The organism is Arthrobacter sp., assembly GCF_031179985.1.
Classification (GTDB): domain Bacteria; phylum Actinomycetota; class Actinomycetes; order Actinomycetales; family Micrococcaceae; genus Arthrobacter.
The window spans coordinates 1-13,307 of sequence record NZ_JAPSHJ010000066.1 but is presented as its reverse complement, the minus strand read 5'-3'; the positions used below and the strand labels follow the sequence as shown (position 1 = coordinate 13,307).

10 protein-coding genes and 1 pseudogene are annotated in these 13,307 nt (G+C 59.0%); 5 read left to right on the top strand and 6 right to left on the bottom strand.

Annotated elements, in window-relative coordinates; translation table 11 throughout:
- The 3 genes and pseudogenes from RIN13_RS18760 to RIN13_RS18750 all read left to right on the top strand — a co-directional run.
- Nucleotides 1–1,097, top strand: a pseudogene (locus tag RIN13_RS18760) (hypothetical protein); the annotation flags it as partial.
- Entirely contained in the window at nucleotides 1,097–1,615 is a 519-nt protein-coding gene (locus RIN13_RS18755; RefSeq protein ID WP_309108831.1) for a GtrA family protein, read from the top strand. The pseudogene RIN13_RS18760 and the gene RIN13_RS18755, both read left to right, overlap by 1 nt.
- Nucleotides 1,612–2,472 (top strand): glycosyltransferase family A protein, encoded by an 861-nt coding sequence (locus RIN13_RS18750; protein ID WP_309108830.1) that lies wholly within the window; start codon nucleotides 1,612–1,614, stop codon nucleotides 2,470–2,472. Before RIN13_RS18755 ends, RIN13_RS18750 begins: the two co-directional genes overlap by 4 nt.
- Here the strand turns inward: RIN13_RS18750 and RIN13_RS18745 are convergent.
- Nucleotides 2,469–3,707: an acyltransferase gene (locus tag RIN13_RS18745; RefSeq protein ID WP_309108829.1), complete on the bottom strand. Its 1,239-nt coding sequence runs from the start codon at nucleotides 3,705–3,707 to the stop codon at nucleotides 2,469–2,471. The genes RIN13_RS18750 and RIN13_RS18745 overlap by 4 nt on opposite strands.
- Before the next feature lie 139 nt (nucleotides 3,708–3,846).
- On the opposite strand from RIN13_RS18745, the gene RIN13_RS18740 reads away from it, so the two are divergent.
- On the top strand, nucleotides 3,847–4,980 hold the full coding sequence (locus RIN13_RS18740; protein ID WP_309108828.1) for a polysaccharide pyruvyl transferase family protein: 1,134 nt from the start codon (nucleotides 3,847–3,849) through the stop codon (nucleotides 4,978–4,980).
- 93 nt (nucleotides 4,981–5,073) lie between these two features.
- On the opposite strand, the gene RIN13_RS18735 is transcribed toward RIN13_RS18740, so the two are convergent.
- From RIN13_RS18735 to glf, 5 genes are read right to left on the bottom strand one after another with little or no spacing between them, the layout of a single operon-like run.
- Complete coding sequence (locus RIN13_RS18735) at nucleotides 5,074–5,976, bottom strand: glycosyltransferase family 2 protein (RefSeq protein ID WP_309108827.1); 903 nt, start codon at nucleotides 5,974–5,976, stop codon at nucleotides 5,074–5,076.
- A complete protein-coding gene (locus tag RIN13_RS18730; protein ID WP_309108826.1) occupies nucleotides 5,973–7,598 on the bottom strand; it encodes a glycosyltransferase in 1,626 nt (541 codons plus the stop codon). The genes RIN13_RS18735 and RIN13_RS18730 overlap by 4 nt, the downstream gene beginning before the upstream one ends.
- A gap of 38 nt (nucleotides 7,599–7,636) precedes the next feature.
- The gene (locus RIN13_RS18725) at nucleotides 7,637–8,368 is read right to left on the bottom strand and encodes an ABC transporter ATP-binding protein (protein ID WP_309108825.1); all 732 of its coding nucleotides are present in this window, start codon (nucleotides 8,366–8,368) and stop codon (nucleotides 7,637–7,639) included.
- Nucleotides 8,368–9,234 (bottom strand): ABC transporter permease, encoded by an 867-nt coding sequence (locus RIN13_RS18720; RefSeq protein ID WP_309108824.1) that lies wholly within the window; start codon nucleotides 9,232–9,234, stop codon nucleotides 8,368–8,370. Before RIN13_RS18720 ends, RIN13_RS18725 begins: the two co-directional genes overlap by 1 nt.
- On the bottom strand, nucleotides 9,231–10,418 hold the full coding sequence (gene glf / locus RIN13_RS18715; RefSeq protein WP_309108823.1) for a UDP-galactopyranose mutase: 1,188 nt from the start codon (nucleotides 10,416–10,418) through the stop codon (nucleotides 9,231–9,233). The genes RIN13_RS18720 and glf overlap by 4 nt, the downstream gene beginning before the upstream one ends.
- A 196-nt stretch (nucleotides 10,419–10,614) precedes the next feature.
- Between glf and RIN13_RS18710 the strand changes: the two genes are divergently transcribed.
- Nucleotides 10,615–13,307, top strand: a 2,693-nt coding sequence (locus RIN13_RS18710; RefSeq protein ID WP_309108822.1) for an FtsK/SpoIIIE domain-containing protein, incomplete at its 3' end; no start/stop codon positions are given.

Genomic DNA, 13,307 nt, shown 5'->3' with positions numbered 1-13,307 from the left:
TCAGTGCCAGAATGTTCCTGATCATGGCAGCAGGCTTCGCCGTCATCGTCCTTGTCTTCTGGAAAGTGGATCGTGCGAGAAGAGCCGAAGGCGTCTTCGCGGGGATACTGGTGGCCACATCGCTGGCGCTTGCCTTCCCCCAGCACAACTATTTCCCTGCACCACCGGTCCAGGACTTCAAGATGCCTGGTGACACGTCCAAGTACGGACAGCAGCTCGAAGGCGCCGAAGGCCAGGCGATCGTGGTGGGTGCCCCGTCATCCCTTGATGGAGCAGCCTGGGATGAGACCCTGGTTGGCAACATGTGGTACCTGAACCCCGTTCCGGTTCACAACCTATACAGTCCCATCCAGAACGCGGCGTATTCCAAGGACCTCTGCATCATTTCCCGCGGCGAAACATGCCGGGAGCTGACAACCAAACTTTTCGAAATTGATCCGGCCTCAGGAAAACCACTCGCAGATCTCCTGCGGATAGACACCGTGCAGGTTGTTCGGGACGCCGCGGACACGCAGGGCCTCGAACTGGCCAAGGTGACACTCCCGTCGGGCTGGAGTGTGGCATCCCGCACGCCTAACACCGTCATGTGGACCAGGGACGCACCTCTGGGCAATGTAGGCGCTCCCGTCTATTCGTCGGAAGGAACGGACGTAGAGCTGGTTCAGAATGAGGATTCTTCTGTCAGTTTCAAAGTCACCAAGGTCGGAAACGACGGCGGCAAGGTCACCCTCGGCAGGATTGCGTGGCCTGGTTACAGCGTCGATGGCGGAACACTTGCCGACCCCCTGCGCGGATACCTCCTGACGGTTGACGTGGCACCGGACATGATCGGCAAGACGGTCACTGTTTCATTCCAGCCGCCGGGCTGGAACATCGAACTGGCAGCCTTGGGTACAGCTTTGCTCCTCGGGGCCACCTGGTCGGTGCTGTTCGCCCTCAGACGACGGCGTGACCATCCACAAACAGGAAATCTACCCCCTGCTGCCCGGACGTCCGGCCCTGACGCCCAGGATTTTGACGAGCCACAAGATAAATCAACAAATCCCTCCGAACCGGTAGGAGTAGCAGCGAAGGCACCATGGAACGAGGAGAGATAGTGACAACGGCCCCATTACCCGACGAGGATGAGCCGGTCCGCGGTATTCATTCGGGCCCGCCGGGACCCCTGCTTAAGATCATCAAGGACCAACGCGTCGCATTCCTGATCGTCGGCGGTGCCAACACCGCGTTCAGCACCGGACTGTTTATTGTCCTTGCCCTGGCCTTCCCGCAGTCACCGTCTTTTGTGCTGCTTACGGCTTCCTGGCTCGTGTCCCTCATTTCGGTGTTCTTTGTTTACCGGAAGCTCGTTTTCCGGGTAAAGGGCCACGTCTGGCTGGACCTCGGTAGATTCGCCTTGGTTAACCTGACATCCCTGTTGGTGAACATCGTGCTGTTGTCACTCTTTGCAGACATCCTTCAGTTCCCACGGATCCCCACCCAGATTGCTATCACTGTGCTTTCGGTCTGCATCAGCTACTTCGGCCACCGATACTTCTCGTTTCGCCGCAGGGAACCGTCCCGCCCGGCAGCAAGCACACCCACCCATGGAACCAAAGAGGAAGAAACGGCATGAGCCCCAAAGTCTCCATAGTCATCCCTGCCTACAACAACGTTCAATACATTGCGGAAACGCTTGAGTCGGTGTTGAACCAGACCTTCGACGATTATGAAGTGGTGATCGCGGACCATTCCTCGATTGACGGAACCTCCGAAGTCATCGAGACCTATCGGAGCAACCCCCGCCTCCGGATTCTCTCGCCCACTCCCACGGGTGGCGGCGCGCAGGCCAACTGGAACCGCGTGAGTTCCGAAGCGCGTGGCCAGTACGTCAAACTTGTCTGTGGTGACGATCTCATCGCTCCGACGGCTCTCGAGGAGCAGGTTGCAGCCTTTGATTCCAATCCCAGTGCTGTCCTTGTGGCTTCCCAACGAGACCTTGTGGACTCGAAGGGCGACGTTTTCATTAAGAGCCGGGGATTGCAGGGCATTTCCGGGCTCGTCAGTGGCGTCAAGGCGGTACGCGCGACCGTTCTGGCTGGCTCGAATATCTTCGGTGAACCGGCCTGCGTGATGTTCCGCCGTGAACTCATCGAACAGGAAGGCGGCTGGGACAACACCAACCCTTATCTGATCGACCAGGCAACGTATGCCCGCATTTGCCTGCACGGGGACGTGGTCGCTCTTCGGAAAAGCTTGGCGACATTCCGGATCAGCGCCAGTCAATGGAGCGTCCGGCTCGCGAAGCAGCAGTCAGACCAGGCTATTGCGTTTCACCGGGAGATTGCGGCAAAGCATCCGGGAATCCTCAGCAAGACGGATCTTTACATCGGAAACCTGAAGGCCATAGGAATGTCCTATGCGCGGCGACTTGCCTACCTGCGGCTTGGCAAGCGGATGGGCCATGAGCTTGCCGTCGAAAGCACCGTCTAAGAGGCGTTCCGCTCGGCCGCGGTAGGTTTATCGTGGCCGAGCGCAGGGTCGTCTACGGCCCGTTCAGGAATTTGCTGGGTGGACATCACGCGCATCTTGCGACGCGCAGGCTCTTCAAAATGCCTCCACAGCATGTATCCAAGGACCGAAACAACCACCGGCATCAGAGCAAAGCCAACCTTTGCACCTACTGTCCCAGTCCCAAGAGCCTCCGGAAACGTCATCTGCATCTTCCAGAAGATCTCGATCAGCGGCATGTGGACCAGGTAGATGCTGTAGGACGCCATCCCGCCGATCACCAGGGCCCGCGTTCCAAGCAAGCGTGCAATGTGCCTGTCTGCCACGCCCAGTGTTCCCACCATCATGACAAGGACGGGGATCAGAAGACCCACGTACCGGGCACGCCCCGTGAGGTGCATGAAATAGCATCCGGCCACCAGGACGACGATGGCCACAACCAGCAGATGGCTGGCGAGCATTCGCATACGTGCGGTGTCTGGCAGGCGGCGGACGATGTAGAACATCAAAGCTCCGGCGGTAAAGGCGCAGAGAATCCGCAAAACCCACATCCATGGTCCGTAAAGGCCCAGGACGTAGGAGAAAAAGACGACGGGGAACAGCACGACGCCCGCCATAACAACCAGCGAGCGGGTACTGAACGCCCTGTTGAGCCGAAAAATTAGCAACGCGATGATGGGATACAACAAGTACGCGAACGCTTCCGCGGACACAGACCACGCGGCGCCGTTCCAGGTAAGGCGGTCAAACCCCGGCTCCGTCCACTGCACCACCAAGGTCAGCTGCCGCAGGAAACTCGCAATACTGTAGTCCTTCACGGCCACAGGGTCTGCGCTCTGGCGGGCCAGAAGAATGCCATGCCAGATTGCGGTAAATACCAGCATGAAGGCATAGGCCGGCCACACACGCGCGAGCCTCGCCCACCAAAACTTGACGGTGGCCTGACGGTCCAGCCGGATCCCCATCCGCTCGCCATAGTTCAGCGCCAGCACATAGCCACTGAGCGCGAAAAAGAGGTCGACGCCGAGCTCTCCGTGTGCCAAAAGAGGACCGATAACCGCGTCAAGCCAAGGGAATTCAGCAGCTATGTTTCCCCGAACGTGGAAGAGGACAACCCACATTGCAGCCACAATGCGGACGCCAGTCAGAGCGTGCACCTGCTGCACTGCGGCCGTGGCCGTTCGGGGCGGGGTCTCTAACACGGCGTTCGTTTGCACGCAGTTCCTTCGCGTTTCATCATTCAGGGACAACAGCGCCGGACGAAGGGCACCTTGTCAAGAATACCGGATAGCCACCGGCTCGATGGCTCCGGCCCGAGCGGCGTATGGCCCTCTCCCTTCATGATACTTTCGGGGGATGGGCATTAATATTTATCTCGTTGCGTCCGCGGGGAACCCGAACTACGGCGACGAGTTGATCGTAGCGTCGTGGCTGCGGTTCCTGGCAAGGGTGCGCCCGGACGCTTCCATCTGGTTGGACTGCCCTCAACCAGGCACTGCCAGCGCGCTGTTTGCCGGAATCCACCCTCACCTGCGCACCACGAACACCCTTTGGCGTTCCTGCGCGGAGTCACCGGATCAGTCTGCCCAAGGTGTTTGGGACCATGTGGACCGCATCGTTTCCCATGGCGGAACCCCTATGTACGACGTCGGCCTGATGACTCTGGGTCAGGCGGACACTATCCATCTCCTGGGCGGTGGATACGTCAACGGCGTCTGGCCTGACCACGTTGGACTGGTAGCGGGAATGGCCGCTGCGGGAAGACTGAACGGGGCCCGCCTGATCGCTTCGGGACTTGGCCTCATGCCTCTCCCGGAAAACGCCGCGCAGCTCAAATCTGCTGTCACTTCATTCAGCAGTGCCAGCGTACGGGACGCAGCGAGTGCCGGAGCCATCGGGCTTGAGGTGGGGTTGGATGACGTGTTCCTGGGCCTCCCGCACGAGCTGAAGCGATCCGCCGGCTCGGAGGCAGTCCAGTCGAGGGCAAAAGATGTCATGCTCTGTATCCAAAGCGACATGACCGATGACGAGACATTCACCCGGCTGCGGGACAAGCTTCATCTGGTGGTGGAGAAGTCACTGGCTAACGGATTGTCAGTCGGCTATATGGAAGCGATCCCTGGCTCTGACCGACGCATGTTCGATGCTTTGGAAGGGCTGATCCCCGAGGAGAACTTCGTTCCGTTCCTCTCTGTCTGGAACGACGGTCTGCCAGTACGAACCGGTCAGGTCTGGTACACATCGAGGTTTCATCCCCATATGATGGCCGCTGCTGCAGGGGCGCGCGGCGTGGCGATTGGCATTCTTGATGACTACTACGACGTCAAGCATCAATCATTGCTGGAGCTGGGAACCGGTTGGGCGTACGCCGCTGCCAAGAGCGGGGAGAACCTGCCGGAGCCAATGGGCAACTCCCACTTCCGGCAACTCGCTCTCGGCTTGTCTGCACGCAAACGAACCGAAGCATTGTCCTTGTACCCCTTGCAGTGATTTCAGCTGCCTGGCCGCATCTTAGGAGCCTCAGGGCCTCTTAAATGCTTCAGGGCCCGGCACTGGCCGGGCCCTGAATTCACAGTAGGCGGTCTAGCGGACGCTCCGCGCCATCTTGGGCTTGGGGTCGAATTTCAGGCCCTCAAGAATACGTTTCGCCACTCCGAGCTGAAGCCTGCGCCCTACCCGCGCCCTGACCATCCAGGCGTAGGTGGTGACCACAAACTGAACCCAGGCAAGCTTGTCGTCATGGTGCCATCGGTATGAGGACTCATTTCGGGCACCGTGATAGAACTTCCAGGCATTCCCCGGGTTAAGGTCACCGAAGTTCACGCCCCGATTTTCGGGCATATCGTGGACTGCAACGCTGTCCAGAATCTGAACACCGGGTCCCTCAGCGCTGATCCTCAACGTGTACTCCATGTCATCGAACCAAATGAAGTATTCAACCAGTGGGAGTCCATACTTGGCGATCGATCGACGCGGGATGAGTACGGAGACGAAAGAGCAATTGGTGATCAGAACCGAATTCAGACCCTTGGCGATCAGGCGGCCCCAGTCCCAGGTGGTACCCGGATTGTTCATTTCGCAGATGGAACCATCGGTGTATCGCACCAGTGAGCAGCTGTACGGAACGGGCCGTCCCAGTTCCGTTTCTGCTTCTGCATGACCCTCGAGCAGCTTCTCCAGCGCAGTCTCGGTGGTGTAGCAGTCGTCGTCCATGATCCAGACCCAGTCGGCGCCTCTTTCGTAGGCCCGTTCCATGCCTGCAGCGAATCCTCCGGCACCACCGGTATTGGTGCTGAGCCGGACAATTTCGACCCGGGGATCATCGTCGTAGACCGACAACAGCTGCGGCGTCGAATCCGTGCTGGCGTTATCGACGACAATCAGCTGGTCAACTGACCGTGTCTGGGCCAGGATCGAATCCAGGACTTTCCCGAGCTTATCCACCCGGTTGTACGTTACAACTACCGCTGCGACCTTGTCGGTCATGCTTTCCATCCTTCATACAGTTTCTTTGTCCACAAACGCGCTTCCGGGAGTTCCTTCAGGGACTCGATCTTCTCGCGCTGCTCCTGGACGATTTGTTCACGCAGCTCTTCGGATTCCATGATCTCCTTCGTAAGGGACACAGCCTCCTTAAGGAATGCCAGCGGCTGACGCGGCACGAGTGCGCGGGAGGAGACGAGGGAGGCCTGCGATCCGACATCCGTTGAAAGTACTGCGACATCATGGGCAGTGGCTTCAAAAGTAGTCAGAGTCAATCCCTCATTATCTGAAGAAATCACCAACAGGTCCGATTCGGTCAGCGTATCGTCAACTGCCCGCGGCGGCCTTCTGAACTCCACACAATCCGAGAGCCCATAGCGGGACACCAATTGAGTGGCCTCATCGGACAACGCGCCGTCGCCGTGCATGATGAAACGCACGTTGCCAGCGGACCGCTTCAGCTGGTGTGCATAGCGCAGGAACAGGTACGGCCGCTTTTGCTGGCTCAGGCGGCCGATGAAGGAGACGGTGAAAGGCCTCCCGTTCTCGGTCTTCGCCTGCTGCACGGGTGCGGCCTCATGGAGTCCGTATAGCGGAGCCAACGCCACCCGTTCCTTGGGAATGTCGCGCTGCAGCACCATATAGTCACGGAGTTGGGGCGAGATGACATGGTGAACGTCAATAGCGTTGGAGAGCTTGATGGAAACCTCGACGAACCCACCCGTGCGCCACTCAATGATGTGCAAGGAGTCCGCCACCTGGATGGTCGGGTCCATCGCCTTGAACCACGCGAGCCGGTGGTAGAGCCAGCCGTTGTGATGGACATGGATTCCCCGGACCGAGAACTCCCTGGTGAGGGCCAACAAAAGATCAACTTCCTCTGTACCAGGCAGCGGCAGATCCAGCGGAACAACCAAGGCGCCTTCCAGCTCCGGACGCACGATCCACGGGTGGGAAGATTCCCTGTCAGTGAGGACGATGGGAAGGAACCCGGCCTCTTTGGCCAAAGCAATGGATTCAAGCGCCCATCGTTCCGCTCCACCCATTTCAAGCCAGTGCAGTCCAAACACAATCGCCGGCGGCCTGTCTTCTCCGGCAAGCCCTTGCAGCGGGGCAGCCGACTCGACCCGTGCAATCCGGGGAGGCCGACGATTGGAAGTAATCCGCTTTTCGTAGTAATCCGTGAGACCTTGCCGCAACGCATCAAAAGCAACGGGAGCACCAAAGCGTGCCCTCCTCAGGACTTTTGCTTTTAGACCCGCACGGCTGTAGTAAGAAGTTCCCCCACCAGGGTGTTCTCCGCCAAGGTCAATGACCAGCGGCACCAGCGGGGCGTTGTCAGGTGCCGTGCCATTGAGAGTGCTGCGAACCTGAACCGTGCAAACCACGGTCCGGTCGGCGGGCCACTCCAGACGATGGCATGAATCGCCGGTCAGTCTCGGGAACGACTCGTTCGGTCCGCGGAGCACAACAGCTCTGAATTCCCGGCCTGGCTGTACCAGCGAATGGTAGTTCAACGCGCCGGCCAACAAGCAAAGTTCCCGTGGCGAGAGGCGTTCCTCGGCCCCATCAAGGCCGGAGCCGCCGTCGTCAATAATTTCGAAGACCTGTCGGGCCCTGGTCATGTGTACTCCCTGCATCATTGTCATGCCTCGGTTCCGTCTCAGCCTTCCCGCAACAGCGAGACAGCTTCTCCAATAGGCCCGTCTGCCACCTTCTTACCTTGCCGCAGCACCACTCCCCGGTCGCAGACTTTGCTCACCATATCCAGGTCGTGGCTGACGACTACCAGTGTGCAACCGGAATCACGCAGCTCCTGGACACGGGCAAGGCACTTCTTCTGGAACGGCTCATCGCCGACGGACAAAATTTCATCGATGAGGAAGACATCCGGGTTGGTGTGTACGGCGACCGCGAAGGCCAGCCGCAGGAACATCCCCGAGGAGTAGAACTTCACTTCCGTATCGATGAACTTTCCGATCTCAGAAAATTCCACGATGGCGTCAAAGCGCTCGGCGGTTTCTTTCTCGGTCATCCCGAGAATCACTCCGTTAAGGAAGACATTCTCACGGCCCGTCAGATCGGGATGGAAGCCTGCACCCACCTCAATCAAGCCGGCAACCTTGCCGCGGGTCCGAACAGTACCCGAGTCAGTTGTCATGACCCCCGAAATCAGCTTGAGCAGGGTGGACTTTCCGGAGCCGTTAAGTCCGAGCAGTGCGACGGACTCCCCCACCTCCACATTGATGTCTACCCCGTCAAGAGCCATGAAAGTGGAGGACAGGTCGCCGCGGCGTCCCTTCAGCAGCCACACAACGGTCTCTTTGAGGGACCTGGTATGGCGGAGGTTGAACCGCTTTGAGACATTTTCAACAACAATAGCCTCTGAACCCATCACAGCTCCTGCGCAAATCTGCCCTCAAGGCGTCGGAAGGCTGACTGTCCGACGGCCAGGATCAGCAATGAAATCAACAGGCCCACGGGAAGCCACAAAGAAAGAAGGTTCTCGGGAAGCCTTGCACCCTCCGGCGCCAGCCTGACTGCTGAGGTCGGAGACCAGAATGCTGCGTGGAACAGTTCCACGGCGATCGTCATGGGGTTGAGCTGATAGAAGAAGTAGAACGTTTCTCCAAGCGTGTCCCGGACCAGATACCAGGCATAGAGTACTGGCGAAAACCAGGTAGCCATCATGAGCATGAGGTCCACGATGTTTTCAGAGTCCCTGAAAAGCACGTTCGCCGCGGCAAAGAAGAGTCCGAGGCCCAATGACAGCATGGTCACTATCACGAATGCCCCCGCTGCCCCTATCAATTGGGGGATAGTCGGAGTCCATCCAAAGAAGAAACACGCCACCAGCAGAATCAGCATCTGGGGCAGGAAATGGACGATGGCGACCCAAACGGATGCAACAGGGAACAGTTCCCTCGGCAAGTAGATCTTCTTCACCAAGGCGGCGTTGGCAACCACTGAACGGGTTGCCTGGCCGAAGGCCTCAGAGAAGTAGTTGACGAGGATGATGCCTGAGAACATGTAAATCACGAAGTTCGGCTGCTTGTTCAGCCCCAGGAACACACCGAGCGCGAAGTAGAAGACGACGAACTGCACGCCAGGCTTGACATAGGACCAGAGGAGCCCGAGTACGGAACTCCGGTAGCGGACCTTCAGTTCCTTTCGGACGATCAGGCGAAGAAGGTCCCGGCGGCGAAGCACGTCAAACAGGCCGCCACCCTTGTCGGGTGCAGCCAAGGCGTCTTGGCTCATGCGTCCACTCCTCCGCTTTCGAACTGGTCTCCCGCTTCGAAGTGGGGCCGTATTTTGTTCTCAAACATAGTCAGGGCGGATCCGATTGCCATGTGCATGTCGAGGTACTTGTACGTGCCCAGGCGCCCTCCAAAGAGGACGCTCTTCTCTTCCGCCGCCAGATCGCGATACTTCAACAACCGATCACGGTCAGCCGCAGTGTTGATGGGGTAGTAGGGCTCGTCACCCTGTTCCGCTGCACGGGAGAACTCACGCATGATGACGGTTTTCTCCGTCTGGTAGTCCCGCTCGGGGTGGAAGTGGCGCGGTTCAATGATGCGCGTGTATGCGACGTCGGCGTCGTTGTAGTTGATGACGGACGTACCTTGGAAATCGCCGACGTCGAGCACTTCCTCCTCGAAATCAATTGTCCGCCAGGAGAGACGGCCTTCCTCGTAGTCGAAATACCGGTCCACGGGACCTGTATAGACGACCGGAATTTCTCCGACGACCTTGTCCTTGCTGTATTCCTGTGAATCATCAAAAAAGTCGGTGTTCAGTAGAACTTCGATGTTCGGATGATCGGCCATTTTTTCAATCCACGCGGTATAACCGTCGGTGGGAAGGCCTTCGTACTTGTCATTGAAGTACCGGTTGTCGTAGTTGTACCGCACCGGAAGCCGCGAGATGATTCCGGCCGGCAAATCCTTGGGATCCGTCTGCCATTGCTTACCCGTGTAGTGCTTGATGAAGGCCTCGTAGAGTGGGCGTCCAATCAGCTGAATGCCCTTGTCATTGAGGTTCTGGGGATCCGTTCCGGCAAGTTCTCCGGCTTGCTCCTGAATCAAGGCCTGGGCCTGGCCCGGTGTGAGATTTGCGCGGAAGAACTGGTTGATGGTTGCCAGGTTGATGGGCAGGGAATAGACCTCGCCCTTGTGCACGCCATACACCTTGTGGACATAGTTCGTAAACGTTGTGAAGCGGTTTACATACTCCCAGACGCGTTCGTTGGAGGTATGGAAAAGGTGGGCCCCATAGCGGTGGACCTCTATGCCTGTCTGCTCTTCCTTTTCGCTGTATGCATTGCCGCCGATATGGTGGCGCCGGTCGATGACAACGACCTTCAAGCCCAACTCCGTGGCGGCCTGTTCTGCAATTGTCAGGCCAAAAAAGCCTGACCCTACGATGACAAGGTCAGCGGTCACAAAATCTCCTGATTCGAATGCGGGCAGCACAACGTATGGCATTGTCTGCTGCTCTAGCCTACCCGAGGGTGGCGCACTCACCGCGAATCGGAACTTGCAGCAGGACGTTATCCACATAGTGAAGGCGGGGCCGTTCGAAGTTGCCGACCAGGCCATAGCGTGGGTCAGGACCGCACCGGTAAAAGCGAGGAAGACCATGAAGCTCGAATGCACGCTCGTTCGCAGCCATGGTTCCGGGCTTACCCGCGATCCCCTCGAACTGACTATCACGGCGCCACCCGGCTGCACCGGCTTGGAGCTTCAAGACGCCGTCTCGCAGAAGTACGGCACTCGGACCCTTTTTGCGGGAGGTTCGCCCATTGCGGGGATGACCGTTGGTGTTCCCCCGCTTGTCCCCGGAGTTGTCCTGGTGGACGGAAACGAAGCGCCCGTTCACGGAAATCCGGGGCCTTCGTCCCTCGGCTTGATGTTGGTAGTCCATGGTGGCCCGGGCGCAGGCACTGTGGTGCCCCTGGGCCGGGGTTCCGTCCGCATTGGCCGCAGCGGTACGGAGGTCCTCATTGCCGATGCCGAGTTGTCGCGGGAGCACGCCCGTCTGGAGGTATCGGAGGCAAACGTCACCATCACTGACCTTGGCAGTGTGAACGGAACAACGGTGGATGACAAAAGGGCTAAGAGCTCCAACGTCTTCACTAACTCCCTCATACGTTGCGGCCACTCAACGCTAAGCATCGTCTTCGGCGGGTCTTCCACTGACCAGCATGTTTATGCTGAAGCAGGCAGCAACGTGGCCGAGCCGTTGATCGTCGGCAGGAAGGCCGAAGCCGGTAACCGCGGGACGTTGATCCTTACTGCGGTGCTTCCCATTGTCATCGGAACAGGCCTTGCCGTGATCACGGGAATGTGGATGTTCCTGGCCTTTACTGCAGTTTCGACCCTTTCCATTCTGTTTCCCGTCATGTCCGGCAGGCGCCAGCGCCACGACCTGAAAAGGGCAGTGGAGGCGGCAGTGAAAGACGACCAGGAACGACGACGGCGGTCCGCACCTTCAGCTGCCGACGTTGTCCTTCAAACCCTGTACTCCGGTCCCCGGCCCACGCCCGCATCAGCTGGGGAAGGTGGCGTCTCTCTACGGCTGGGACTCGCGACCCAACCGGCAAACGTGCGAACAGATCCCGCCGACCCTGGCTTTCGCCCACCCCTGCTGGGATCAATGGCTGTCAGTCTTGAGCCAGGACTCGGCGTGACCCGGATACAAGGGCCGGACGAAGCAGTGGCAGGGCTTGTCAGGTCCCTCGTCATGCAGTTCTCAGCCTTTCCGCTTGGCGGGGGAACCCGGGTCATGATCCTCGGGGGAGCCCGGGAACTCCCTCTCGCTGCCCGGTTTCTTACCCAGGTCTCCCTGGTGACTCAAACCGCAGCCTGTCTGGCGAATCTTTCTGCTGGCCCAGGTCAGGGATTCGACCATGGAGTGCTCATCATGATGGAGAGTTTTCCGAGTTCCGGCGAGGCTGACAAAGTCCTTTCCGCTGCGCTGGACAACGGCTGGCAAGTTTTCCACTGCTTCAATGCACGGGGCGGACTTCCGACCGACCTGAATGGCCCGTATATCGATTTGAGCGGAGGAATGGCGCGGCTGACGAGAGCCGCCGGCCGCATTGATTTTGTGGCTGATCTCGTTCCCGATCAGGTTTTCAGTAACTTTTGCCGGCGGGTCGCCTCCAATCCACCGCAGGATGATGGTGCCGCACGAGAACGTGTACCGGAAGCCTGTCTGCTGGAAGATGTGCTCGCTCTCTCCGACTCCGAACTCGCCCTGCGTTGGGATAAATCCCGGGAAATGCGGGGTCTCCCCGTCAGTCTCGGCATCGGAGCATCCGGTCCGCGCTTCTTTGATCTGCAGGCGGACGGGCCGCACCTGTTGGTCGCCGGTACCACCGGTTCAGGTAAATCGGAGCTGCTACGCAGCCTGACCATTTCCCTTGCCCTGTCGTTTCCTCCCGATCGCGTCAATTTCCTCTTTGTGGATTTCAAGGGCGGTTCCGGCCTTGGGCCTTTATCGGGGTTGCCGCACTGCGTCGGAATGCTGACGGATCTGTCGCAGCATGAACTTGATCGGTTTCTGGTCTCCCTCCGCGCGGAAATCCGCCGCCGTGAAGAACTTCTCGCCTTGGCCCAAGCCCCCGATCTCGTAAGCTACCGGGCCACGGCAACCGGAAAGGCGCCGGCCCTACCCCACTTAGTGCTGGTTATTGATGAATTCAGGATGCTGGTAGAAGAAGCGCCGGAAGCACTTAGCGAACTCATGAGAATTGCTGCTATCGGCCGGTCCCTGGGACTGCACCTCATCATGGCAACCCAACGCCCGCAGGGTGCGATTACAGCCGATATCCGGGCCAATGTGACCACCAGCATTGCCCTTCGGGTCCAATCAGACCTGGAATCAGCGGACATCATCAACTCAGGTGCGGCTGCCAGGATTCCGGTGGGGATTCCTGGCCGAGCCTTCCTTGCCCGCGGAACTGACCCGCCCGAAGAATTCCAAACGGCAGCACTGACGGGAACGGCAGCGACAGCTGACTGCTATCTGACGGTCGAAGCAACCCTTGATGTGCTGGCCGCCCCGTGCACGCCTTTACACCGCGATGCTGCAACAGTATCCGTCACCCCGGCAGATGCCGCCGCTCCACTCATCCGCCAGGCATGCACTCTGTGGGCACTTCGTGGCGGTACCTCCATCCGGCCTCCTGTGGCGCCGCCGCTACCTGAACTCCTGCCGTTCCCGGGCCCGCGCTCTCATGGTGTGGCAGAGCTCGGGTGGGTGGACTCTCCGGAGCAGCAGACAGTAACAGCGCTGAAATGGAAACCCCTGACTGACGGTCATCTTGG